Source organism: uncultured Algibacter sp., assembly GCF_947490405.1.
Lineage (GTDB): Bacteria > Bacteroidota > Bacteroidia > Flavobacteriales > Flavobacteriaceae > Algibacter_B.
Genome location: NZ_CANLGU010000005.1, coordinates 82060 through 108627, shown reverse-complemented (window position 1 = coordinate 108627; position 26568 = coordinate 82060). Strand labels below are relative to the sequence as shown.

Genomic DNA, 26568 nt, shown 5'->3' with positions numbered 1-26568 from the left:
GTATACTATTGTATAGCATATATAAAGTTTAAGGATATATCAACATGAAATTTAATAAGTCAATACTTTATCTTTTTTGTTTTTTAAGTTCGTCATTTATTTTCGGACAAATAAGAGTTTCTGAATACATTCAACCTTCGGTAATTTCTAAAACCTCTGATAATCAGTTGTATTTTATTGATTTTTGGGCAACATGGTGTGGACCTTGTATTCATGCTTCAAAATATGTTGAGTCGCTCCAGAAACAGTATCCAGAAAATTTTTATGTTCTCTCATTATCTCAAGAGAGTCCAGATGTTGTTAAGCGTTTTATGCTTAAGCATAAAAATGGTTTAGCTACTGCTATTGATTATGAAGGTGAAACATTTTCAAAGAATAAAGTGATGAGCTTACCGTATAGTATTCTATACAATGCACAAGGTGTAAAGCTTTGGGAGGGGCATCCAGCAGATTTTAAGTCTTACCATGTTGATCAATATTTACGCGATAACAGAAGCACTATTGCTAAACATAAAATGATTGTTACTCAAGCTTATCAAAAAGTAGAGACCATTCAAAATTTAGAAGTACCTCCAAAGAAGGATTTTTTAGTTGAAAAATTGAATAAGAATTGGGATAACAGTTTACAAATTACTCAAAAGGATACTTATTTAGAGTTAAAAGGAAGGCTTCAAGATATTTTGGCCTATGCATTGGATAGTCATAAGAGCCAAATTAATATGTCTTCTGAATTAGATGAAGCATATCGTGTTCGAATAAAAAATAACACAAAAGCTTCTTATGAAAAATCAAAGTATATTTTGAAAGCACTTAAGCTGAAAAAAGCAAACCAAGATAAACGAGGAGAAGTTATAGTGTTTGATGTTAATGCACCAAGATTTTGGGATACGAATCAAATAGATTGGGGGCAAGATACTCAGCATTTTTTAATTGGAGATGCAGAGATTAAAGCTGATAATGTTACATTAAGTCAAGTTAAATATCAGCTTTCTAATGTGTTAGAAACCCCGATAATACTGGTTCAAAATAATGTTGATAGTGCAATTCATGATTGGGATATACATTACAAATATTACGATTTAATGGTTTCTGCAATGAAGGATAGCTACGGAATTGATATTAGTAAAAAAGTTGTAGAATACCCTGAATATGTTATTACTAAGCGAGGTCGCTAATAGAATAGTATAACCCCTTTTTTGCTAAACTTTAAGTTTTAAAATAGATTGTTTTTAAGCTAGAATTCTAACTCTAGGTTTAATGCCTTTATTTGTTTTATTGAAACAAGAAAATTAAATTCTTCTAAAAATGTAGTTTGTTTTTTAAGCAAAACTCAACACAATAAAAATCTCTTTTAGTGGTGTTTGGATATTTTTTTACAAAGTTTAAACGATAACAAATTGACTTAGTATTTTGTTTTAAGCCATTATTAAGGCAGATATACCCGAGTTAAGGATTGTAAAGGAAAGCCAGCAGCGTAAGAACGGAGCGAGGACTTGTATTGAAACATTTATGCTCATGAATTCAAAAAAATAAAATAGAAATACATGAATTAAAGCCTGCCCCCTTTGGGTCATGCCCAAATAAATATAAATTATGTGTATGGGCTATAAACTAATGTATTTATTAATCTTAAATGCAATATAAAAGATAATAAAAAAGGCACCCATAAGGATGCCTTTAATTATTTGTAAGAAGGTTTAGTTCTTAGTTGTTTAAAACTCTAAACTCTGTTCTTCTGTTTCTTTGGTGCTCATTTTCTGAACACTCAACACCATTAGAACAACGGTTAACTAATCTAGATTCACCATATCCTCTAGCAGATAAACGGCTTCTGTTAATACCTTTAGATACTAAATAATTTACAACAGAATTAGCACGTTGTTGTGATAAAGACATGTTGAAATCATCATTACCTCTAGAATCTGTATGAGACATTAATTCAATATTTACAGGCTTGCTGTTTAATAATGGTAATAAAGTTTCATCAATGATTTTCTTAGATGCACCAGTGATACGTGCGCTACCTAACTCATAAAAGATTGGTAAAACGTTAGCATCAAATAATCCACAATCAACTTCTTCCCATGTTGTAATCCCTCCTTTTTTAGCCAATACAGTTCTAGTAACTGTTTGTGATTTAGATGGAACTGTAACACTTCTTGTACTTGCAGGTGTAGCTACAACTTGACGCTTTATTGTTTTGTACTCAGCAGGAATTTCAATTTGATCCATTCTTGCAGGAGTTTTAACAACACGTTTTTTGTATGTTGCTCCTTGTTCTGGAACAGGAACGTTACTTACAGTTGCATCTTTTGCTAAAGTAGTAAAGCTAACATCTCTAAATTGTGCTGGATAACCTACGTAACAAGCTACCATACAGTCTTCTTTGTTTGGAGAATCACAAGCAGTTTCCTTGTACTCCCATCCAGAAGTTGCAGGATAAACTTCAAAAGTTCTTGAGTTAGATCCAAAAGTAGCAGGACTAATGCTTAAGTCACTTCTTCCGTCTTTCTTAGTGTAAGGTACATCTACTGTTTCATAAACTGCAGGTACATAAACGAATTTTTTTGAAGCTTCTTTTACTAATACTCTGTCTTCAACTGTTTTGTAAGTTGCAGGAACTACTTCTAATTTAGTGTAAGCAGGATATACTTCAATAGTTTCAGAAACTTCTTTGAATTCGTCCTTTGTAATACATTTTACATAACACTTCCCAGGTTCTGGGTTCGAGGGTAAGTTTTGAGCTTGAGCAAAACCTAAGCCTAATAAAAAAGTTAGGCATAAAAATAAATTTGTTTTCATAAAAAATTAAAATTTAGTTAATGGTTAATATTTCCACGTCTGTGAGACACACAAAAAATGGATAGGTCACAAAAATAACTAATATTAACATTTGTTAATCATAATTTGTGAATTTAATCATAATTTTTTTTGGGGAGGGTTAAGAAAAGATTACTGTCTTGTTATTAAAAACCATTACTTTTCTGTTAGCGTGTAGCTTAACGGCATTTGCTAAAACAATTTTTTCTAGATCACGTCCTTTTGTAATTAAGTCTGATATAGCATGTGCATGCGTAACCCTTGTAACGTCTTGTTCTATTATCGGTCCAGCATCTAATTCTTCAGTAACATAGTGACTTGTTGCTCCAATAATTTTAACACCTCTCTTATAAGCAGAATGGTAAGGTTTTGCTCCAACAAAGGCAGGTAAAAAAGAGTGATGAATATTAATAATCTTATTTGGGTACTTGTCTATAAGTTTACTAGATACAATTTGCATGTATCTAGCTAACACAATAAAATCTATATTATGTTTTTGTAATAGTTCCAGTTGTTCGTCTTCAGCTTGTTGTTTAGTATCTTTAGTAACTGGAATATGAAAAAATGGTATTTTGAAGTTATCAGCTATAGGCTTTAAATCTTTGTGATTACTTATGATGAATGGAATTTCTAAATTAAGTTCACCTGAATTATAGCGTCCTAATAAATCATATAGACAATGGTCGTATTTTGATATAAAAAGTGCCATTTTCGGCTTTTTTTCAGAGGAATAAACACGCCATTTCATTTCAAAAGTATCAGCTAAATCACTTTTAAAAGCCAACTTGAAACTTTCAGTTGAGAAAACTTCAGATGTAAATTCACTTTCTAAGCGCATAAAGAAAATATCTTGCTCTCTATCAACATGCTGATCTATGTAAACAATATTTCCACCATTTTTGGCAATAAAATTAGTTACAGATGCAATAATATTAGGTCTGTCTTTGCAGTGTATTAAAATGGTAATCTTGTTCATAGAGTATAATTATTCGGTGCTAAAATTAGTTTAAAAATGACGTTTAAGATTGTGATGATTTAAATTTTATATAATCATTTACAATTGATTGATTTTTTTGAATATTTCGTAAATTGCATCACTTAAAACTGAGAATTTTTACGAATGAATCAACAAGATATTTATAAGCCAAAGCATAAAGTTAGGATAGTAACTGCAGCATCACTTTTTGATGGGCATGATGCGTCTATAAATATAATGAGACGAATAATTCAAGCTACAGGGGTTGAGGTTATTCATTTGGGCCATGATAGAAGTGTTGAAGAGGTAGTTAATACAGCTATTCAAGAAGATGTGAATGCTATATGTTTAACCTCTTACCAGGGTGGGCATAATGAGTATTTTAAGTATATGTTTGATCTTTTGAAAGAAAGAGGTGCGGAACATATCAAGATTTTTGGCGGTGGTGGCGGTGTTATTTTGCCTTCCGAAATAAAAGATTTGATGGATTATGGTATATCTCGAATTTATTCACCAGACGATGGTCGAGAAATGGGATTACAAGGTATGATTAACGATTTGGTTGAGCAATCTGATTTTGCAATAGGCGATATATTAAATATTAAAGTAGACACTCTAAAAAATAAAACCCCAAAATCTATAGCAAGAGTGATTTCTTCTGCTGAAAATTTTCCTGAAATAGCGAACAATATTTTAGATGAAATTCATTCTAAAAATGAAAATTCAAAAACTCCAGTTCTTGGAATTACGGGTACAGGAGGGGCTGGAAAATCTAGTTTGGTTGATGAGTTAGTGAGACGTTTTTTAATTGATTTTCCTGAGAAAACGGTAGGTATTATCTCCGTAGATCCTTCTAAAAGAAAAACAGGTGGCGCTTTGTTAGGCGATAGGATTAGAATGAACTCTATTAATAATTCTAGGGTTTACATGCGAAGTTTAGCTACACGTCAATCCAATCTGGCTTTGTCTAAACATGTTAACGAAGCCGTTGAAGTTTTAAAAGTTGCAGAATACGATTTAATTATTCTGGAAACTTCTGGAATTGGGCAAAGCGATACAGAAATTATTGAACATTCAGATGTGTCACTTTATGTTATGACTCCTGAATTTGGAGCTGCAACGCAACTCGAAAAAATTGATATGCTAGATTTTGCTGATTTAGTAGCTATAAATAAGTTTGATAAAAGAGGGGCGCTTGATGCTTTACGAGATGTAAAAAAACAATACATGCGTAATAACAACCTTTGGGATACTCCACAAGAAGACCTTCCTGTTTTTGGTACCATTGCGTCTCAGTTTAATGACCCAGGAATGAACACGCTTTACAAAGCGGTTATGGACAAGCTGGTTGAAAAAACGGATTCAGATTTGAAATCAACATTCACTATTTCAAATGAAATGAGTGAAAAGATTTTTGTAATTCCGCCAGCTAGAACACGATACTTGTCTGAGATAGCCGAGAATAATCGCGCTTATGATGCAAAAGCCCTAGAACAAGCGGAAGTTGCTCAAAAGCTTTATGGAGTTTTTAAAACGATTTGCTCAGTAGCTAATGTTACCTTGAGCACAGTCCAAAGGTCTTTTATTGGAAAATTAGCTTTAAATAATGATGCGATATTAAAACAAGTTCAGGACAATAATAAAGATTTTATAAAACTATTAATTTCTGAATTTGATAGAATAAAACTCGACTTAGACCCACACAATTGGGAAATTATTACAAGCTGGAATGAAAAAGTAAGCAAATACAAAAATCCCATTTATACCTTTAAGGTAAGAGACAAGGAAATCAAAATTGAAACGCAAACAGAATCCTTATCGCATACACAAATTCCTAAGGTTGCACTACCAAAATACCAAGCATGGGGAGATATTCTAACATGGTGTTTACAAGAAAATGTTCCTGGAGAGTTTCCATTTGCATCTGGCTTATATCCATTCAAACGTACAGGAGAAGATCCAGCGAGAATGTTTGCAGGTGAAGGCGGGCCAGAGCGAACTAACAAGCGTTTTCATTATGTGAGTGCTGGATTACCTGCAAAACGTTTATCAACAGCCTTTGATAGTGTTACACTTTATGGAAACGATCCTGATTACAGACCAGATATTTATGGTAAAATTGGTAATGCAGGTGTTTCTATCTGTTGTTTGGATGATGCCAAAAAACTGTATTCTGGTTTTGATTTAGCTAACCCAATGACTTCGGTAAGTATGACAATTAATGGGCCTGCGCCAATGTTGTTAGGGTTTTTTATGAATGCCGCTATAGACCAACAGTGCGAAATTTACATCAAAGAAAATGCTTTAGAAAAAGAAGTTGAAGCCAAAATAGTTGAAATTTATAAGGATAAAGAACGCCCAAAATATAATGGTGAGTTGCCAGAAGGGAATAATGGCCTTGGGTTAATGTTACTTGGTGTAACTGGTAATCAAGTATTGCCTGAAGCTACTTATCAAGATATAAAAACAAAAACTATTGCTCAAGTAAGGGGAACTGTTCAGGCAGATATACTAAAAGAAGATCAAGCTCAAAATACCTGTATATTTTCTACAGAATTTGCTTTGCGCTTGATGGGAGACGTACAAGAATATTTTATAGAAAATAATGTGCGAAACTTTTATTCAGTTTCTATTTCTGGATATCATATAGCCGAGGCTGGTGCAAACCCAATTACGCAGTTAGCTTTAACTTTATCAAATGGTTTCACTTACGTAGAATACTATTTAAGTCGAGGGATGGATATTAATAAATTCGGACCCAACTTATCTTTTTTCTTTTCTAATGGAATAGACCCAGAATATGCTGTTATTGGTCGCGTAGCCCGTAAAATTTGGGCAAAGGCTTTGAAGCATAAATACGGTGCAAATGCAAGAGCACAAATGCTTAAATACCATATTCAAACATCAGGACGAAGTTTACATGCTCAAGAAATTGATTTTAATGATATAAGAACCACACTTCAAGCGCTTTATGCCATATACGATAATTGTAATTCACTACATACAAATGCTTATGATGAAGCTATAACCACACCTACAGAGGAATCAGTGCGTCGTGCTATGGCTATTCAACTCATCATTAATAAAGAGTTAGGCTTAGCTAAGAATGAAAATCCTATACAAGGCTCTTTTATTATTGAAGAATTAACCGATTTGGTTGAGGAAGCTGTATTATTAGAGTTTGATAGAATTACTGAACGTGGTGGTGTATTAGGAGCTATGGAAACTATGTATCAACGTTCAAAAATTCAAGAAGAGAGTTTGTATTATGAAACCTTAAAACATAATGGGCAGTTCCCAATTATAGGAGTAAATACCTTTTTAAGTAGTAAAGGGTCGCCAACAATTTTACCTGCGGAAGTTATACGAGCTACGGAAGAGGAGAAAGAATTTCAAATAAAAACCCTTAAAAATCTTCATGAAGTAAATGATACTTCGCAGTTGTTAAAAGATTTACAGAAAAAAGCGATTAATAACGAAAATATTTTTGAAGTATTAATGGAAGTTTGTAAAGTGTGTTCTTTAGGGCAAATTACTAAAGCCTTGTTTGAAGTAGGAGGGCAGTATCGTAGAAATATGTAAGCAGAGAACCACTTTTTCTATTTCAGAAAAAGTGAGTGAATCGCTTATCCCGAGCGTTGTCTCGGGATCTGTTAGATGTAAGTTAAGATTATTGGTGCTTTTTCTATTTCAGAAAAAGTGAGTGAATCGCTTATCCCGAGCGTTGTCTCGGGATCTATTAGACGTAAGTTAAGATTATTGGTGCTTTTTTTGCTTTAGAAAAGTGAGAGAATCACTTATTACTAGCACATTCTCAGGATATCAATAAATGTTAAATAAGCTAGATTTTAGTTTTATTATCCAAAATACGCAACCATTCCCAATTTAAGTCATCTACTAAAAAAGAAAACCTATTAAAATGAAAAAGTTACTATTTACTATTTTAACCTTAGTGTTTTTAAGTTGTTCATCAGACGATGCTAAACCTTCAGACGAAACCGAATTAGTTGGAAAATGGCAACTTATTGAGCAATATCTAGATCCTGGTGATGGAAGTGGCGATTTTCAATCTATAGATAGTGAAAGAATTATTGAGTTTTTTAGTGATAATACTGTTGTAATAAATGGTGAATTATGTTTTATATCTTCTGAAGTTGGGGCTAAAGAGACTGGAAGTTATATGTTGAATACAGATTCTAACAATGATTTTCAATATGATGGTGAAATTATTCCAAATACATGTAGTTCACGTTCAGCTAAAGTGTATTTTGACTTACCTGTAAGTGGTAATTTAATTTTGTGGTATCAATGTATAGAAGGGTGTGGACAAAAATTTAAAAAAATATAGGCGATTTTACAAAGTAAGCATCCAAGTACTTTGAAGTTTTTTAAACTTTTTTAACTCACTTCTAAGAATAGGTAAAAAGTCTTTACCATTACTGTTCGATTTCTCTAAACGATACGAATTTTTGTATAGCTTATTTGTTAGTTTTCTTAGAGAAGCTAAATGTTTATGTTTTTTTTCAGAGGAACGTTCCATTTCTGCATTCATAATTTCAGGAACTAAAGAGACCGATTGTTGTACAATATCTCCAGAAAAATAAATGTTTGAATCTTCTGAGCCGTCTGATTTTAAATTAGATAGATCATGATTTAGATATGTAGATATGTTTTGCGATAGCGCAAAAATCTCTAAGGCTTTTTGATAAACCGGTAAATCCGATAGATTTGGTGGGGTATTGTGTAACATCTTCTAAATCAATAAGCAATTTTATCAAAATTACTCACAAGTAGTGAGATTCTTCTTTAGATTTTAAAGTAAATATGTATATTTGCTTTAATAATTAAATATTTTACAACGAAATTCTTTAAATGACTTTGGATTCGATTAACAGTAAGATTTTAAAGTGCTTACAACTAAATGCTAGACTATCTAATGCCGAAATAGGAAGGCAAGTTGGTATAAGTTCTCCAGCAGTTTCAGAGCGCATTAAAAAGATGGAAGACATGGGAGTTATTGAAGGTTTCAAAGCACTGGTTTCACCATTTGAAATGGGATATCAGTTAAAAGCTATTATTACTTTACGTGCTTTTATGGGGAAATTAAAACCATTTTTGGAGAAAGTGAAAACTTTTGATGAGGTAATAAATTGTTATAGAATTACTGGAGACGAAAATATAGTTATGGAAGTGGTTTTAAAAAATAATAAACATTTAGAAGCTTTTATTGATAATTTAATTATTTATGGAGAATCAAAAACTCAAATTGTTTTATCCAGGGTAGTTAAGCAAAAGGAAGTTATTCCCATAAAATAACGTTTTTAATATCTGATTTAAAAAACGGTTTCATACTATACTTAAAGGGTGTTTTCAATGTGTGAAGCAATCAATTTGGCATGAATTCTACTATTCTCAATAAACCATTTATGTGTTTCCATACCACCACAAATTACTCCAGCAAGGTAAACACCTTCTACATTACTTTCCATAGTTTCAGGATTGTAGTAGGGTAATTTTTTATCATCTTTAGAAAGCGAAATTCCCACTTGATTTAATAATTCAAAATTAGGTTTATAACCTGTTAGTGCTACTACAAAATCATTGGCTATTGTTTTTTTACCATCAGGCGAATTAAAAGTTATTTCGTTTTCTTTTATTTCGGTAATTTCAGAATGGTAATAGGCTTTTATATGCCCTTCTTTAATCCGGTTAATAATATCTGGACGTACCCAATATTTAACACGCTCTCCAATATTTTCACCACGAATAATCATGGTTACATAACCACCTTTTCTCCAAATTTCTAATGCCGCATCAACAGACGAATTACTGGCGCCAACAATAGCAACATGCTGCATGCTATACGGATGCGCTTCCTTGTAATAATGTGTTACTTTGGGTAACGTTTCACCTGGAATATTTAATAAGTTTGGAATATCATAAAACCCTGTTGCAAGTATAATCTTTCTAGAGGTATAAGATGATTTGTTTGTTTTTACAACAAACGTATTCTGTACTTTTTGTAGGTTCTCAACAGTTTCAAATAAGTTAATGTTAATTTTATTTGATGTAGCTACACGCCTATAATACTCTAAAGCTTCATCCCTGTTGGGTTTGGGGTTTTTACTAATAAACGGAATGTTATCAATTTCTAATTTTTCTGAAGTTGAGAAAAACGTCATATGCTTCGGGTAGTTAAAAAGGGAGTTGGTTAACGCTCCCTTTTCAATAACTATATAATTCCAATGCTGTTTTTTACACTCTAAGGCACAAGCTATTCCAATTGGTCCGCCTCCAATAATTAATACGTCTGTCATTTTCAACCTAACTACGTTTTAAGTTTAAGTGTGCTTTTAAAATAAGTAATAAAAGTACACAAAAACCGCCTATAAGTGTTACCATATACCATGTATTATCAAAGCCCCAGCCATCAACCATTTGCATTCCAGCTTTGTGTCCGAAAATATGTGCCATAGAAAATGCAATAGAATACAATGCCATATATTCACCTTGATTTCCCTTTTTAGCACGTTCCATAGCAAAGGCATTAGAAAACGGAAAGGCAATCATTTCGCCAATAGTCATTAAAAACATACCAACAATTAAAATACCCGACCATGTTGTTATATTTAAAATAATAAAACTAGCAGCTGTTAATACGGCTCCAAACAACATGAGTTTTGTTTTAGAGAATTTACTGTTTTCCAACCATTTTATTAGAGGCATTTCTAGCAAGAAAATAATAAACCCATTAGCACCTAAAAGAAGGCCTATTTCTAATTCAGATAGCATATGTACTTCTCTATAGTATATAGGCATGGTAGAAAAATATTGTAAAAAGATAACGCCAAATAAAAACATAGCAACTAGAAATATAGTAAACGCTTTATCTTTATAAGCCGAATCTGGATTAGCCACCACAACGTCATCCAAAACGTTAGATTTTTTAGGGTTTAAAACTATAAAAAGTACTACTGTAGCCAATATACAAGTAATACCATCAACCCAGAATAAGCCACTATAACCAAGCGTGGTAATAATTAGCCCGCCAACAGCAGGTCCTGCAGAAAACCCTAGATTTATAGCTAATCGAATAAGCGTTACGCTACGTGTTTTATTTTCAGGTTTGCTATAAGCGCTAAGTGCCACAAACATAGCGGGACGAAACATATCTGCTACAAGCATTACTAAAAATATACCCAAACAAAGCGTATAAAACGTATTTAGAAATTGCAAAGCAATAAAAAGGATACCTGTACTCACAAGGCTTCTAACCATAACTTTATAATAGCCAATAGTATCAGTAAGTTTACCTCCAAGCCAAGAACCAGCCACAGAACCCAAACCAAAACACATCATAATGGTACCAACATTTCCCAAAGTAAACTGCAAATCTTCTGTTAGGTATAATGATAAAAAAGGAATGACCATGGTACCAGCTCTATTAATAAGTGTAATTAAAGCAAGCCACCATACTTCTTTTGATAATCCTTTAAAGGTGTTTAGGTAATTGTTAAATAAAGTTTTCATGAGTTCTAGTTGTTCAGTTTTCTACATACTTGATAATTAATTTGAATTTTTTTTCAAAAAAAAAATCCGACTGTGAAGTCGGACTTTTTAAATTATTGCAATATTTTATATCTATATCACCACAATAAATAAATAGCCCAACAACTTGTCTTTAAACAAGAGGTCCATTGCTTTCTATAAATAGTGACGTTATTACGCATTTTTGTTTATTTTGATTTTCCAAAGCTAGATAAAATAATCGTAAGTTGTATTTTTGAAATGTAATTTTTTAAAATGAAGAAAATAATAATTGTATTAAGCCTATGTTTTTTAATGTTTTCCTGCGGAAGCAGCTTTCAAAGCTTCTATAATAACCATAAGGCAGACTTGGGTGTAACAGCATTCCAAGTACCTAATTTCATGAAAGCGGTTTTAAGCAATATTTCGCCAGAAGTTAAACATGCTATTGGCAACATTTCAGATTTTAAATACATAAAATTCGAAAACATAAATACATTTAAGCGCCAGAGTCTAATCACAGAAATGAATGCTGTAACTAACAACGGATTTACAGATGTTTTCAGAAAAAACGATGCAACCAATACCCGAATCATTTCAGTTGGAGAGGTAGGCGTAGTAGTTACAGACGTTATTATTTTTGCCAGCTCAGAAACCGAAACCACTGCCTATTACCTACAAGGCAATTTCGATCCAGAAAAAATAAAATCATTTGCTAATGAAGAAACTTTTGATACCTTTTCAAACGATTTATTACAGATGTATCAAAACAATTTAAACCCATCTTTTAATCCAGAGAACTAATGAGAAAACTAGCTATAAAATTATTTGGGCGTTGCCCACAAGGGGTCGGGCTTTCCGTTCCAAGTCCTCGCTCCTGCGTCGCTGTGGGCTTTCCTCTACAATCCCTAACGCGGGCATATCAGCTAGCAATAGATAAAGGTTTTTTTTCAGTAATACTTGCTTTAGTAATAGTAAGCACAAGTTGCGCACAAAAAAAACGCCCAATACAAGGCGAAACCGAATTCCAAAAGGAAATAAATTCCGATTATAAAGATGCTAGTAAATCTCCATTAAAAGAAAAGGATAGAAAAAACTTTGAAAGCTTAGATTTTTTTAAATTCGATTCAGCCTATGTAGTTATAGCCAATTTTAAAAGAACACCCAACGAAAAGCCTTTTAAAATGAAAACTACTACCGCTAGAAGGCCAATATATGTAAAATACGGTGAGTTAACATTCAATTTAAAAGGAGAATCGTTTAAGTTGAATATTTACCAAAACCAAGGACTAATAGAAAAAGAAGGCTACGAAAACTATTTGTTTTTACCATTTTTAGATGAAACCAACGGACTAGAAAGCTACGGTGGCGGACGCTATATAGATGCTAGAATCCCAGAAGGCAGTACTATGATTATCGATTTTAATAAAGCCTACAATCCCTATTGTGCATATAATGATAAATACTCTTGCCCAATTGTACCGCGTAAAAATTATCTAAAAACCAGAATAGAGGCTGGAGTTAAGGCTTTTGATAAGCATTGATATCTATGTAAGTTTTGAATAGGTTCGTCGTTTAACGTTTTTGTGCTTACGTTATTTATAATTTAATCATACTGAGTTTCCTGAAGAATTTTATCAATCAAAAGGTCTAATTCTATAAACAGTTTTTTGTTATCTACCATCCAGTATAAAAACCCGTCAGTAAGATTTTCGAATTCAATTTCTTTAAAAATTTGAAGTTTATTCACCTTCAGGTTCGATTTTTCTTTCCAATTTAATGGACCATATGTATCGATATCTTTATAGGAATATTTTTTTGTTAAGTAGGGAAAAATATCGTTATCAATTAATGTAGTAAATCTTGCTGTTCTATCTGTCAACGACTTCATCGTTCGTCCCCAACTATATATTAAATTAACTAATTCTTTATTTTGTAGCAAATCCAAACGTCCCGATTGTATGAGACCAGAAATGGTGTTTTCTGAGGGTCTGAATATAGGAGGGTCAAAGGCAATAAAAAGTAAACTGTCGACATTTTGCTTTTTAAGATAATCTTCGTCTTTGCCTATAATATTCATTAATTGTTTAAGGGCTGCTTCACATAATTCAGCTTCCTCAATTCTTTTTTTTATAATCGTTTTATTTTGCAAATGTTCAGTATAGATGTTCTTTACAATGGTTTGTTCTTCATTTTTCTGGATTCGTTCTTCGTTCCAATTATTGATTGATAATGCAATCAAAATTCCAATTACAACAAGTACAATTTCACCAATCGCATAAATCAGATATTTACTGAATTTGTTTTCAGTCAGCATTTTTTGGCGGATTGTTCTAAAGAATTTTATCATTGGTTATTGGTTGGTTATAATGAAGCACAATGTTTTACGGATATGTGTATTTTTAATGAGTTATACCCTACGTTAAACGAATTTAGTTGATTTTTTTACAAAGCCAAGTCCTTATTTCACAAAATAAATCCCAGCAAAAACAGCCAAAAATCCAATAACAAAACTCGCAATAGTGTAAACTGCAAAACCCATAAAATCACCAGATTTTAAAAACACATGATTCTCGTAAGCAAAGGTTGAAAAGGTGGTAAAGCCACCACAAAAACCAGTAGCTAATAATAGCGTTTGGTTTTGCGAAAGCGCATCATTTTTAGCAGCTAATCCTAAAATAATACCAATTAATAAACTTCCCAGAATATTTGCAGCAAAAGTGCCATACGGAATACCGTTTTCAGCACTATTTAAATATTTTCCAATAACATAACGTAAAACGCTACCAAAACCACCACCAACAAAAACTAATAAAAGTTGCTTCATTTATGTTTCTATTCTTTTATAGGAATATATATTTCGGTAATCCAATTTGCAGGGTTTGGTTCGCTCATAGGATCCGTTTGATAAACCTCTAAAGCAGACGCATTGTGTAATTCTTCAAGGTTATTATCTTTTATATATTTAGCTGCAGTTTCCCAAGCTTCTTTTAAATTGGTATAATCACCTTTTAAGGTTGTTTTAACTGCTTTAAAGGGTTTTAATTGTCCTGTTAAAATATCGGGCTCTGAAGAAATTATTTTTTCAGTAGTTGGTACACAGCAAGAAAACATAACAGCATTATTCTCTATATCCCATTTATGATAACTTGTAAAAGCAGAACCCGCCATTTTAATATTATTATTCATAGCATACATACCAACTTTAGGCATCATTTCTTGCATTTTATTAGCTAAATCTGATATTTTACACGATGTTGTGTTGTAAATATAATAGCCACCACCGTGTTGAGTGATTCCGTTTACGGTTACATCATATTTTTTCATACTAGCAACTACAACACTGTCTAATTTTTCTAAACTACGCTCGTAATGTGGTCCAATTTGTTTTTCCATCCCACCCATTAAAGTAGCAAATGCTTTAAAACCAAATGGTAATTCTTTACCAGAAATGGTCCATTTTGCGCTAGTTGTACCGTCTTCGTTTGGTGTAAAATTCCATGAAATATCAGAAGGTGGGAAATCTGCAAATTGCATCTGTTGCTTTATATATTTATTCGCGACAGCTTCAACAGTCTTCATAGTTCCAACCCCATCTTTGTCTTCCCAAGAATACGAGCCATCAATACCTTTTGTTTTATCAGAAAGCGTAATTTTCATATCAGGATCCATTTCAGCCCAAGACGACCAAGTTTCCCAATTTTTAAAGTCAATAACATTGTCGTAAACCACAGGAGTAGGAGCGCTTATAGTTCGTGTTCTGCTTACTTCAAACTCATTTGGTTGTACAGCAATATATATGGCCAAACCTATAGTTAGAATCAACAATAAGAATAAAATATATTTAAAAGCTTTCATGAAAAATATTTTAATGAATTATTGAAATCAAAGATAATCAATTTTAAATTTCATTAAATACAGTTCTATTTTGAAAGAAAAGTGAGTTGTAAATAAAAAGAGTGGCGTTAGATAATTAAAGGCTCAGTTTTTTTATTTACACTAAAAAAGAGAAGAAATCCGTTAATAGCAATTAAAAAAATAATGATTATAAAAATGCTCATGATGTCTTAGTTATAGTTTACGTATATACATCTTTAAAGCATAAAAATGTCATCATAATTATTCAAGGATCTGTTTTTTTGTTTACACTAAATGTTAAGAGAATTATGTTAATGACTATTAAAATAGCAATAATTAATATAAAATTCATTTCTAGTTTGGATTAGTTACTAATTAGATGCACTACATTTAAAAAGGTTGCGTGAAAAAATAAATTTTATTTTTTTTGGTTTAAAAGGATGCTTTTTTCTAACTTTTATTGTGTTTCGAAATTGTAAAGTTGTTTATAATGGCATATTCAATAAGTTTCCCTTTACCTATTAAACCTAATTTTTTTCGAATATTTTTTCTGTGAGTTTCAATAGTAGAAATACTTAAGTTTAAGTTATTAGCAATGTTTGTGGAGTTTATTCCATTTCCAATACATGTTAAAACTTCCAGTTCACGAGTTGTTAGCGAACTGATTTTATTTAAATTGTGTTTATCCAATCTTTTAAAAAATGAAATACAAGTATTTAACATGTCTTCGTTTTTTGAAATTGATTTGGTAGCTTTTAGCATGCTTATTAGCTCTTCTTCTGAGATAAATTCACCTTGTTTTTTAATATTGGAAATGGTATTTAGTATTGCTTTTAATGGTGTCATTATAATGACTACAGTTTTATTTTTGGTTAAAGATTAAGGTAAAAAAACAATACTGTTTATATTGTTTTGATTTTTAATTGGTTAAATTTTTATAAAGCGTTTAGTTGTAGACCTATTATTTATTTTAATATTTATGAAATAAACCCCAATTTCCAATTTTGAAACATTAACTCTTTTGTCAGAGTTGTTTTTGTGGTTATGAACAGAAATTAGTTTTCCTGTTAAATCATAAATAGATGATGTAAAATCATCAAAATTATTATTTAAAGTTATTTTAAGGAATTCTTTAGTTGGGTTAGGAGATAAAGAAAATAGTGATTCATCTAATTCAATGTCATTTATTCCTAATGTTGAGCAATTTGAACTATATACGGTAGTTTCATCTTTTATCCAGTTAGAATTATTTTGAGCATTACTTACATTATCAACAGTAATACAACTCAAGTTAGGATTATCAGTTATAAAAATAGAATTAAGATTATTGTTATTGCCATTTTTTAAATTTAGGATGCTTAACTCTCCAGAGTAAGATATCAACTCTTTTAGATTTGGATGGTTTGACAAATCTAAATTGGATATTCCAGTAGACCATGAGCTTAAAACTTCTAAAGCAGTATTTTGAGATAATTCTAATGTATTTATAGGATTATTACCAATACGGAATGTTTTTAACTGTGGATTACCACTGATGTTTATAGCTGAAATATTGTTAGAGCTTAAGTCTAGTAATGAAAGGATACTATTTTGTGTTAAGTCAATATTATTAAAGGTTAAACCAGATGTATTTGAAATTATCAAATCTGTTAGTAATGGATTTTGAGTAAGATTTATTGAAACTAATGGGTTATTATAAATAGTTACTTTTTTTAAGTTGGTATTGGAACTAAAATCTATATTTGAAACTGAATTTAGGAATAGAGAAAACTCTTCTAAATCTGTAAAGTCTTCAATACCATCAAGATTAGAAATGGGCATATTAGAAATATTTGAACTAGGTATGTCTAAAACTGTAACGTTGTCTATGTTAGCAGTTGGTACTTCACCGTCAATGTTACCAGAGTCAAAGCCTAAGTTTATTAGTAACTGCTCAAAGTTAGGATCTGCAATTTGCGTTGTTGCTACGGGCTCATATTTATGAAGTTCTATACCTAAGCCATTTCCGTCATTTGCACCAAAATATAATATATTATTAAAACCGAATTTGTAAAAGGAATTTGAACCAACACTGCCAGAATAATAGTCATCTATGATTTGAGCAAATGCTCCAGAAGTATATCTATATAATTCATAACCAGTACTTGGCTTTGATACATTAAAGTATAAAGTACCATTTAGTACCTCAAAAAAGTTTATCGCAGTAGCATCTTCGGATGGATTAGAAAGTGTAATGAACGTTCGATTATCATTTGTATCTAACTTTGCTAATTGATTTATGTTTGTGTTAGTATTTCGATCAGAATAATATAATTCGTTATTAAAAACTTTCATGTCATTATTCAAAATAATACCAAAGGCTGTTGCTGTAGAAGAGGATGTCTCTAGTTTAAAAAGCTGAATATTACTAGTTTCATTTAAAAGACCAAAGTATAAGAATCCGTTATAAGAAGTCATGCTAACTGGAAAACTACTGTTTGGTCCTAGAAGGAACTCATAAGCTAGTGAAACAGATGTTCCGTTGGTCTTGTATAACTCATAACCATTTTCGCTAGTAAAGCCTCGAAAGTATAATTCATTATTATGAATTGCAAAATCTTGCGGATTAAAATCTCCTGAAGGATTTACAGCTTCAACCAATGTAACAGTTGTTCCGTTATATCTATAAAGCTGTTTAAAACCATTTGTTAGACAACTTGTAGAAGCACTTAAATACACTTCATTGTTAAAGATGTATGAATCGTAAACATGAAAAAAATAATTCCCGCAAAAAGGGCGAATTCTTTCGTCAACACCAAAAAAGTTTATACGCCAAATTTCTGGCTCTGAAAAGTCACCAGTTGGCTGAATGATTGACCTTACTGTAGCATAAAGTTGGTCATTTAATGGAATTAATTTAAGGATCTTTACAGAAAAATTAAATGTATTAGCTTCAGTCACATTGCCGTTTATATCAATAGAAAAAATACTATTATTTCCAGCAGAATTGTCAGCAATAAAATAGACTTTATTTTGAAATTCAATAAACCCTCTTGGATTACTTGAATCAGCACCAAGTCGAATGTCTTCAATAAACTGAATTTGAGAAGAAACTTTAGAGGTAGAGAGGATTGAAATTATTAATAATAGTAATAAACGATTCATATTTAATGGTTTTAATTATTAATTGAGATGTAAACCTACAAAAGCGATGAAAAGTAAAAAATCCCCAATACTGGGGATTTTTATTTACTTACTGAGTATTAAATTAGTTAATCTGAGTTTTTTATTAGCTTAGTTAATTTTATTAATATAGATAGTTAGATTTTCCTTATTACCATTTTAATGATCTACTATTTATCTAATTTTAAGTAATAAGGATTTGCTTATGTAACTATTACTTGAATCATTTTTAACCCTTCAATTTGAATAAAAAGGAATAAATCAGGATATTTATTTAAAAGAGAGATATGTCTAAATCATTTTTTGTGGGTATATTTATCGTTAACGCTTATGTGTTTAATTTGGTTTATGTATAAAAAAATGGCGTAATAATTACACTAAATGGAATAATATTTTTTAAAATATTACCAGTAAAAGGTAAATTCTAAAACTTATATTTTTTCTCTAAAGCATAGCGTAATAATTCACCTTTACCTTGAAGCCCTAAAATACGTACCATGTTTTTACGATGTGTATCAACCGTATGAATGCCTATAAAAAGTAAATCGGCAATTTCTCTGGATGTTTTTCCCTGACCTATAAGTTCTAAAATTTCTATTTGTCGCTTAGTTAGAACCCCTTTTGACTTATTTTTTGATTCAGAGTTTAAAGCATTTGTATTTATGTTGGCATCAAAATAGGTTTCGCCTTTTGCAACAGTTAATATCGCATTATGGACCTCATTAAGTGATGAGTTTTTTAAAATATAACCTGAAGCGCCAGCATCAATCATTTGTTGTATGGCTTCAACCTGGTCGAACATGGTAAATGCCAATACATTGGTTTTAGGGTAGTTTTTTTTGATTTGTTTTGTAGCTTGTATACCATCCATTTTTGGCATTCTTATGTCAGTTAAAACTACGTTAGGTTGTTTTTTGTTTACAATTTCTAAAAGAGCTTCACCATCATTTGCAGTACCAACAATGGAAATATTATCTTCATATTCTAGAAGGAGTTTTATACCGTCAATTAATGACTGATGATCTTCTGCTATGGCTAATCGTATCATGTTGGTATATCTATTATTATGGTTGTTCCTTTATTGCGTTCAGACTCAATAGTCATGTTGCCATTTAAATGTTCAACACGTTTATCAATACTACTAATACCCATGCCTTTGTTTTTGGTTGTTATTTGCCTTACATTAAAGCCTTTACCATTGTCTTCAATCATAATGTTTAATGTATCCTCATGATTGGTTAAATGTATTATTGCTTCTGTAGCATCAGCATGTTTTATAACGTTAGTTATCAATTCTTGAATAATCCTAAAAATGGTGAGTTCTAAGCTGTTTTTAAGTCTATTTTCTAATCCATGATCAATAACATCAACAGTAATTTTATTAGAAACAGATATCTTATTAGCCATATTTTGTACAGCTTTTAGTAAACCTTGTTTAGCAATTACACCAGAGTTTTTTGCATGTGCTATACCACGTATTTTATTGTAAGCCTCATCCAAGAGATTATTAGTTTTGTCGAATAATTCTGGTGTTTGTTTGTCTTTTAAAACATTAAAATGAAGCTTTACAGTAGCCATTAATCCACCCAAATCGTCATGTAAATCGTTAGCTATTCGTTGTCGTTCTTTTTCTTGCCCTTCAATCATGGCATCAATACTCTTGAGTTCTTGCTCTTTTAAAACGGTTGCGAGTTTTTGGGTTTCAAGCGTTTTTTCTTGTTCTGCTAATTTTTGTTTTTTTCTAGTGTTTTTTTGTATTAGGAATGCTGTTATAGATCCAAAAAGAAGAATAATTAACGAGCCAATTAATAAACCACGTTTTTGTTGTTGTTCTTTTTCAATATTTGTTTTTAATAGTAAATTTTCTTTTTCTTTTTTTTCAGTATCATATTTAGTTTGGATATCTTCAATTTTTTCAACAATTGATTTTTCTTTTATTGTTTCATTAATATTATGATATTCTGAATAATATTTGAAAGCATTTTTAAAATCATTCTGGACTTGATAATTATCTGCTAAGGCTAGATATATGTCTCTTTCAAGAGGTTCGTATGGGTCTGTTTTTATTAACCTTAAGGCATTAATTAAAAGTATGTTTTCTTCTAAGTGACTACTTTTACTCTTATGAATTTTTGATATGTAATAGTCAATATGTGCTAATGTTCTATTAGAACTATTGTTATTTTTAGCTTTGTTGAAATAGTATAAAGCTGAATCTTGATTTTTAAATGCGTCTAAATATAAAGTGCCAATGTTTTGATATACTCTATTTTTGGTTGCCCCATCTTGAAATTTATTTAATGCTTTTTGAAAATAGTTTAAAGCTACTTTAGTGTTGTCTTCTTCTTGATAGTACAATGCCAAATTGTTATATGCAGTGGCTATGTAATATGAATTATCAGATTTTTTTGATTCTTTTAAATACTTTTTTAAAAAATGCAAATGTCTCTGATTATCAGAAATTTGTCTATATATAGAATATAATCCTGCATAAATCCTTGCTCGGTAAGCTGAATATTGGCTTGTGTCTTTTTCAAAATAACGCAATGATTTGTTAAAATATAAAGCAGAAGAGTCTAATTGATTTTTACTCTTAAATAAATAAGCCAAATCATAATAATAATTATTTAAATTTTGGTTTGATAGTTTATCAGTATTTATTTGTTTTATATAATAGGAGCAACTATCTAAGTTCTTATTTTTATAATAGTAAATAAAATAGTTTTTATTTACCCAATAATTTGATTCATCAGAATCCTTAAAACTTACGAGTTTATCATTTAAAATTTTAGCGCTGTGAAAATCACGACTTCCAAACAATGATTGAATAGAGTCATTAAGCACTTGAAAATTTAAATCTTGAGCTTTAGTAATACTAGAAAAAATTATTAAAGTAAAAAAAACTAAAATGTTTTTACTCATATTTACAAATTAAGGCATAAATGGTGGGTAAGGATCTATTGGGTCTCCTGGACTTCTACTAAAATTTGAAACACCTTCTACAGGGTCTATAACAGTTTCCAAAACAGCATATTTATTACCAAATAATTTTTTGAGAGAATTATGACTTTCCTCTGATATAATAACTTGCGAAATAACATTTTTACCAGGATGTGCTCCATCTACTTTGTTTTTTAACTGAATACAAATTTTGAATAATTTATGCTTTTGAGTTAAATTTAGATTTGTTTCTGGTATGCTAATAACGTCTTGGTGTGTTTCAAAACTTTGAATAGATACTTTATCTACCACAGTATTTTCATTTGATAGGTAAAGAATTTTAATGTAATGTAATTTTGTAACTTCAATATCTTCAATTAATCTGACGGATGGCGCAAATAATTCACCGAATAAAGAATTTCCATTTATTGGGTTATCTTGATTACCAAAATCATCTTCAATAGTGTAGTGTTCGGATTTACACTCAATTTCTTCAGTTTGATTTTTGCTCATAATTAGTGGTTTATTAGTTAATAATACAAATCTCCAAAAAAGAGGCTTGTAAAAACATACCTAGTATTGGGTATATTTATCTATTAATTTATGAAACCAATGTTTTAAAAACTTAAATCACAGATTAAAAGCAAAAAAAACCGAAATAAGGTTTTATTTAAAGAAAAACTTAATAGCAGAAATAAATAATATAAAGGAAATAAAGGCAATTAAAATCCAAACACTACCAGCGTAAAACCGTCTGTGGAGTTTTAAATCTTTCCGGTAAGTGTAAGCTATAATTATTGAAAAGACTACAAAAAATATTATTCCAAAAATGATTTGACCTTTACTAAACATATAGTTACTTTTATACAAATTTATAGAATATTAATGAGATTCCCCATCTTGCTAAGGGATAACAAATAGATAATAATGAAAAATAAAATTGAAGCTGTTAAAGCATTTCATACTGCTTTTAAAATTGGACACAGAGAAACACCAAAAGCCGATTTAGGAGAAGACAAAAACAAACTCCGTTTCAACTTAATGAAAGAAGAAAACGAGGAGTATTATGAGGCTGCAAATAATAATGATTTAGTTGAGGTTGCAGATGCTTTAGGAGACATGCTTTACATTTTATGCGGAACTATAATAGAACATGGTATGCAACATAAAATTGAAGAAGTGTTTGAAGAAATTCAACGAAGCAACATGAGTAAACTTGGGGAAGACGGTCAACCTATATACAGGGAAGATGGTAAAGTTTTAAAAGGCCCCAACTATTTTAAACCAAATATTCAATCTATCTTAGATAAATAAAAAGAGTAAAAAAAAGAGAAGCAATTTGCTTCTCTTTTTTTTACTCTTCAATTAAAATAATTTTAATTTCTTTTAAAAATGTAAGTGTCAGAATAACTATCATCACCATCAGAGTAACTATCTGTTATAAATAACTCACCAGAAATAACTCTTGCTTTTGTATTGGTACCATCAAAGTAAACTGATCCGTTTTCATAGGTCTCATTTTGAGAAGCGTCTAATAAGTTCTCATACTTAAAATCTATAATAGTTAGTGTTTTTTTATCTTCATTGTATGCCCATTTTCCAGAATATTTATCGTTATAATTTGATTCATTATAGACAGCAGAACAACTAGATTGAGTAGCTTCGTAATTTAGGTACTCTTCAGAGCCTTCATATGTTTCATAGTAACTACCGTCAGCATTTAAAGCTAATATCCAAGTTTCATCTTCCTCACCAACATAACTTACAATTATGGTATCCCCATTTTCACAGTTAACCTCTGTTTCATCCTCATCATCAAAATCCTCATCATATCTGTCAAATAACCATTCACCAACAATTTCTGAGTTTCCTCCCCAAGCTTCTACTTCTACACAGATTTCTTCTATAACACTTATGTTACCGCTTTCATCGTATAAACAAATTTCATAGCAAAATGTTCCAGGTAAAATATTATCAAAATCAACATCTATTGTATATTCGTTTTCATTAAACGTTTTGTTTTGTTTTGATAATTTAGCATGTTTTTTTGAAGCTACTTTACCTTCCAATGCAGATAATGGAACATCTAGATAGTTTTCCAGTTTATTACCATCACTATCCTGAAACAAGATATATACGCCTTCAATATCATCTAGAGTAGAAAATTTAATATCCAGACCAGCCTCTTGAAACGCTTCTTGTTTTTCAGTATTTATCTGAAAATCTAATTTTCCGTTTGGAGAAGGAGGTGTTCCGAGTTCAGATGTTGAGCCATCAATTCGAATACCACTTTCTAATTCAGAAGTAGGAATTACTCTATTTTCTGTTTCATTTTGTTCTTGGGCTAATTCATCTTTAGAGTCAGATGAGTTATCATCGCTACTGCTACATGAAAAAGTAAAACATGCAATAGCGGTAATTAAGAGAGTACTTTTAAAAAAATTCATAAGTTTGTTTTTTGTTAATACGCAAACTTAAAAAAAATATAAATTACTGAATGAATTTTCTTATTTATCTGTCTATAAACAATAAAATTAGAGTAGTTTATCGATAAAAACTATAGTAACGGTGCTCTGTTTGTAGTATTTAAATCCAAATACAATACGAAAATGCCATAAACTGGGTGACACATCAATGTATTTAAAAAAAGAGAGAGCTAAAACAGCTCTCTCTTTTTTCTAACTATACTATGAAACTTCATAACGCCACCCAAAAGGGTCTTTGGCCTTATTAGTTTGTATATCGGTAATACGTTTTTTCAAATAGCTAGCATACGTATCATCAAGTTTTGGTAACTCATAATCGGCATCCTTAAAACCAAAGCCAGCAATAGGAGAAATCACTGCAGCAGTTCCTGCACCAAACATCTCTTTAAGCGATCCGTTTTTAGCAGCCTCAACAACCTCACTAACCGTTATTTTTCTAACTTCAACATTAATACCTTCAGCTTTAGCAAGCTCAATAATACTTTTTCGAGTAATACCATCAAGAATTCTATCACTGGTAGGCCCTGTAATTAGTGTATCATCAATACGAACAAAAATATTCATAGCACCAGCCTCTTCAATATACTCGTGGGTATTATCGTCTGTCCAAATTACTTGTTGGTAGCCTTTTTTAATAGCTAATTGTGTAGGATAAAATTGTCCAGCATAATTACCACCAGCCTTAGCAAAACCAACACCACCATTTGCAGAACGCGAATATTTTTCTTCAATTAAAACCCTAACTTCACCTGCAAAATAAGCTCCAGAAGGCGCCGTACAAATAATAAATTTATATGCATCAGCAGGAGATGCATGGAATCCTTGACCAGAAGCAAAAACAAATGGTCTTATATATAAGGAACTTCCATCTTTTCTTGGAATCCAATCTTTATCTACTTCTAATAAAGCCTTTAAACCATCCATAAAATAGTTTTCTGGTAATTCAGGAATTGCCAAACGCTTCGAAGAAATATTCAATCGTTTAAAATTTTCTAACGGACGAAATAACCAGACATTCTCATCTGCATCTTTGTAAGCCTTCATGCCTTCAAAAATAGACTGCCCATAATGAAAAATTTTGGCAGAAGGTTCCAAGGTAATAGGTTGATAAGGAATCACTTTTGGTGCTTCCCACTTACCATTTTTAAAATTACATTCTAGCATATGATCAGAGAAAACATGCCCAAATTTCAAATTATCAAAATCTACGTCGTTGATTTTCGAGGTTTTAGCCCTTACAATCTCAATATCATTGATTATAGCGTTCATAAGTCTCGTTATTTTACATTACAAATTTAACTAAAAACGTTTTTAAAAAAGCGGTATATTTACATAAATCGATTAAAATTGAAATATTTATACCATGAAGTCAATAAGCTTAGCAATAATATGTATTTTGATGTTAAATTCTTGTAAAAACAAAAGTCAAGAAGTAACTAAAAACCAAACAGAAACAGAGAAAACAAAATACGCCTCATTCGGTAAAGAAATTATTGCTAATGATGCCATAGAAGCCAAATCTATGGCAGCTCATTACAAAACTATGGCATCAGGAGATAGTATAAATTCTAAAATGATAGCCAAAGTCAACAATGTTTGTCAAGCTAAAGGCTGCTGGATGCGTTTAAGTTTAGACGATAGTAGCGAGGTTATGGTGAAATTTAAAGATTATGGTTTTTTTGTACCCAAAGATATCGCTGGCAAAGAGGTAATTATAAATGGTAAAGCCTATGTAAAAGAGGTGTCGGTTGATGAGCAGCAACATTACGCAGAAGATGCAGGAAAATCTCCCGAAGAAATAGCTGCAATTATTAAACCCAAACGCACGTATTCTTTTGAGGCCGATGGCGTTTTGGTAGCCCAATAAAATTATTTGGGCGCTACCCAAGGGTCGGGCTTTCCGTTACAAGTTTTGGCTCGATGCACGCCTCGCCAAAAGCTATCCACTACAATCCCTAGCGCGCACATACGCCAAAGTCAAACAACTAAAAAGCGCTTGGGGTCATTTGTAAAAGCAATTAAAAATTAATGAAACGCGAAATAATACAAACCGCAGACGGTTCTACAACCATACACCTCCCAGACTGGAATGAGCAATACCATTCCAAACACGGAGCCATTCAAGAAGCGTATCATGTTTTTATAAAGCATGGGTTGCACCATTATTATCATTCAGAGCAAAGCGAAGAATCACAAAAAGATATTACAATACTAGAAATTGGTTTCGGTACAGGTCTCAACGCTTTCATAACCCTTTTAGAAGCACAAAAACTAAAATTAAGTATAAACTATAAAGGCGTAGAAGCGTATCCCGTTTCAGAAGATGAAATTAAAGCCTTGAATTATATTGATGCTTTAAAAGCAAAAAAAAACGAAACAGACTTTCAAAAACTTCACGATGTATCATGGGAAGAAAAACATCAAATAAATAACAACTTTATATTAATAAAACAAAAGCAATTCTTTTCAGAAATCAAAGATTCAGAAGTACATAATATTATATATTTTGATGCCTTTGGAGCCAGAGTACAACCCGAGTTATGGACAGAAGCTATATTTAAAATCATGTTTAAAGCGCTAAAGCCAAATGGAGTTTTGGTAACCTATTCAGCAAAAGGAAGCGTGCGTAGAGCAATGCAAGCAGTTGGGTTTACAGTAGAAAGACTTCCTGGGCCACCAGGAAAACGAGAAATGTTGAGGGCAATAAAACATTTAGAGACTCTAAAGAAATAAAATGTTTAGCTAAATGCTTAGAGCTATCAAAGAAGTTTGAATAACTTATATTCCTGTGTTTGTTTT

24 protein-coding genes are annotated in these 26568 nt (G+C 31.3%); 9 read left to right on the top strand and 15 right to left on the bottom strand.

The annotated features are described in order from the left end of the window. The first annotated feature begins 44 nt into the window (after nt 1–44). Nucleotides 45–1175: a TlpA disulfide reductase family protein gene (locus Q0772_RS11950; protein ID WP_298344956.1), complete on the top strand. Its 1131-nt coding sequence runs from the start codon at nt 45–47 to the stop codon at nt 1173–1175. 529 nt (nt 1176–1704) lie between these two features. Here the strand turns inward: Q0772_RS11950 and Q0772_RS11945 are convergent. Then, nucleotides 1705–2802, bottom strand: coding sequence for an OmpA family protein (locus tag Q0772_RS11945; RefSeq protein ID WP_298344952.1), 1098 nt, complete (start codon nt 2800–2802; stop codon nt 1705–1707). Nucleotides 2803–2941: 139 nt separating this feature from the next. Beyond that, on the bottom strand, nt 2942–3796 hold the full coding sequence (gene purU, locus Q0772_RS11940) for a formyltetrahydrofolate deformylase (protein ID WP_298344947.1): 855 nt from the start codon (nt 3794–3796) through the stop codon (nt 2942–2944). Between the two features lie 144 nt (nt 3797–3940). On the opposite strand from purU, the gene Q0772_RS11935 reads away from it, so the two are divergent. Together Q0772_RS11935 and Q0772_RS11930 are read left to right on the top strand one after the other, a co-directional pair. After that, nucleotides 3941–7378 (top strand): methylmalonyl-CoA mutase family protein, encoded by a 3438-nt coding sequence (locus tag Q0772_RS11935; RefSeq protein ID WP_298344944.1) that lies wholly within the window; start codon nt 3941–3943, stop codon nt 7376–7378. A gap of 337 nt (nt 7379–7715) precedes the next feature. Further along, a complete protein-coding gene (locus Q0772_RS11930) occupies nt 7716–8144 on the top strand; it encodes a hypothetical protein (RefSeq protein WP_298344941.1) in 429 nt (142 codons plus the stop codon). A 6-nt stretch (nt 8145–8150) separates the two neighbouring features. Here the strand turns inward: Q0772_RS11930 and Q0772_RS11925 are convergent, their stop codons facing one another. Then, nucleotides 8151–8546: a hypothetical protein gene (locus Q0772_RS11925; RefSeq protein ID WP_298344938.1), complete on the bottom strand. Its 396-nt coding sequence runs from the start codon at nt 8544–8546 to the stop codon at nt 8151–8153. Between the two features lie 122 nt (nt 8547–8668). On the opposite strand from Q0772_RS11925, the gene Q0772_RS11920 reads away from it, so the two are divergent. Beyond that, nucleotides 8669–9112, top strand: coding sequence for an Lrp/AsnC family transcriptional regulator (locus Q0772_RS11920; RefSeq protein WP_298344935.1), 444 nt, complete (start codon nt 8669–8671; stop codon nt 9110–9112). A 41-nt stretch (nt 9113–9153) separates the two neighbouring features. Here Q0772_RS11920 and Q0772_RS11915 read toward each other — a convergent pair whose 3' ends face one another. After that, the gene (locus tag Q0772_RS11915; protein ID WP_298344932.1) at nt 9154–10113 is read right to left on the bottom strand and encodes a YpdA family putative bacillithiol disulfide reductase; all 960 of its coding nucleotides are present in this window, start codon (nt 10111–10113) and stop codon (nt 9154–9156) included. 7 nt (nt 10114–10120) lie between these two features. Continuing rightward, complete coding sequence (locus tag Q0772_RS11910; RefSeq protein ID WP_298344929.1) at nt 10121–11326, bottom strand: MFS transporter; 1206 nt, start codon at nt 11324–11326, stop codon at nt 10121–10123. Nucleotides 11327–11599: 273 nt separating this feature from the next. Between Q0772_RS11910 and Q0772_RS11905 the strand changes: the two genes are divergently transcribed. Continuing rightward, on the top strand, nt 11600–12127 hold the full coding sequence (locus tag Q0772_RS11905) for a DUF4252 domain-containing protein (protein ID WP_298344926.1): 528 nt from the start codon (nt 11600–11602) through the stop codon (nt 12125–12127). Next, a complete protein-coding gene (locus tag Q0772_RS11900; RefSeq protein WP_366105670.1) occupies nt 12127–12867 on the top strand; it encodes a DUF1684 domain-containing protein in 741 nt (246 codons plus the stop codon). Before Q0772_RS11905 ends, Q0772_RS11900 begins: the two co-directional genes overlap by 1 nt. Nucleotides 12868–12929: 62 nt before the next feature. On the opposite strand, the gene Q0772_RS11895 is transcribed toward Q0772_RS11900, so the two are convergent. The 8 genes from Q0772_RS11895 to Q0772_RS11860 form a co-directional block, all read right to left on the bottom strand. Beyond that, nucleotides 12930–13640 carry a DUF6090 family protein gene (locus Q0772_RS11895; RefSeq protein WP_298344924.1) on the bottom strand — a complete coding sequence of 237 codons (711 nt, stop codon included), beginning with the start codon at nt 13638–13640 and terminating at the stop codon, nt 12930–12932. A 144-nt stretch (nt 13641–13784) separates the two neighbouring features. Continuing rightward, nucleotides 13785–14150: a fluoride efflux transporter CrcB gene (crcB, locus tag Q0772_RS11890; RefSeq protein ID WP_298344921.1), complete on the bottom strand. Its 366-nt coding sequence runs from the start codon at nt 14148–14150 to the stop codon at nt 13785–13787. A gap of 8 nt (nt 14151–14158) precedes the next feature. Beyond that, complete coding sequence (locus tag Q0772_RS11885) at nt 14159–15181, bottom strand: GyrI-like domain-containing protein (RefSeq protein WP_298344918.1); 1023 nt, start codon at nt 15179–15181, stop codon at nt 14159–14161. A gap of 450 nt (nt 15182–15631) precedes the next feature. Then, a complete protein-coding gene (locus tag Q0772_RS11880; protein ID WP_298344915.1) occupies nt 15632–16027 on the bottom strand; it encodes a LuxR C-terminal-related transcriptional regulator in 396 nt (131 codons plus the stop codon). Between the two features lie 81 nt (nt 16028–16108). Then, nucleotides 16109–18325, bottom strand: coding sequence for a T9SS type A sorting domain-containing protein (locus Q0772_RS11875; RefSeq protein ID WP_298344911.1), 2217 nt, complete (start codon nt 18323–18325; stop codon nt 16109–16111). 442 nt (nt 18326–18767) lie between these two features. Beyond that, nucleotides 18768–19391 carry a response regulator transcription factor gene (locus Q0772_RS11870; protein ID WP_298344907.1) on the bottom strand — a complete coding sequence of 208 codons (624 nt, stop codon included), beginning with the start codon at nt 19389–19391 and terminating at the stop codon, nt 18768–18770. Beyond that, the gene (locus tag Q0772_RS11865) at nt 19388–21265 is read right to left on the bottom strand and encodes an ATP-binding protein (protein ID WP_298344904.1); all 1878 of its coding nucleotides are present in this window, start codon (nt 21263–21265) and stop codon (nt 19388–19390) included. The genes Q0772_RS11870 and Q0772_RS11865 overlap by 4 nt, the downstream gene beginning before the upstream one ends. Nucleotides 21266–21274: 9 nt before the next feature. Beyond that, a complete protein-coding gene (locus tag Q0772_RS11860) occupies nt 21275–21796 on the bottom strand; it encodes a hypothetical protein (protein WP_298344901.1) in 522 nt (173 codons plus the stop codon). A 414-nt stretch (nt 21797–22210) separates the two neighbouring features. Here Q0772_RS11860 and Q0772_RS11850 point away from each other — a divergent pair, with 414 nt between their 5' ends. Next, a complete protein-coding gene (locus tag Q0772_RS11850) occupies nt 22211–22597 on the top strand; it encodes a nucleoside triphosphate pyrophosphohydrolase family protein (RefSeq protein ID WP_298344895.1) in 387 nt (128 codons plus the stop codon). 62 nt (nt 22598–22659) lie between these two features. Here Q0772_RS11850 and Q0772_RS11845 read toward each other — a convergent pair whose 3' ends face one another. After that, the gene (locus tag Q0772_RS11845; RefSeq protein WP_298344893.1) at nt 22660–23730 is read right to left on the bottom strand and encodes a hypothetical protein; all 1071 of its coding nucleotides are present in this window, start codon (nt 23728–23730) and stop codon (nt 22660–22662) included. A 240-nt stretch (nt 23731–23970) separates the two neighbouring features. Continuing rightward, on the bottom strand, nt 23971–25038 hold the full coding sequence (locus Q0772_RS11840; protein ID WP_298344888.1) for a branched-chain amino acid aminotransferase: 1068 nt from the start codon (nt 25036–25038) through the stop codon (nt 23971–23973). Nucleotides 25039–25132: 94 nt separating this feature from the next. On the opposite strand from Q0772_RS11840, the gene Q0772_RS11835 reads away from it, so the two are divergent. Together Q0772_RS11835 and mnmD are read left to right on the top strand one after the other, a co-directional pair. Further along, on the top strand, nt 25133–25636 hold the full coding sequence (locus Q0772_RS11835; protein ID WP_298344886.1) for a DUF4920 domain-containing protein: 504 nt from the start codon (nt 25133–25135) through the stop codon (nt 25634–25636). A 161-nt stretch (nt 25637–25797) separates the two neighbouring features. Further along, a complete protein-coding gene (gene mnmD, locus Q0772_RS11830; protein WP_298344883.1) occupies nt 25798–26502 on the top strand; it encodes a tRNA (5-methylaminomethyl-2-thiouridine)(34)-methyltransferase MnmD in 705 nt (234 codons plus the stop codon). The last annotated feature ends 66 nt before the right edge of the window (nt 26503–26568 follow it).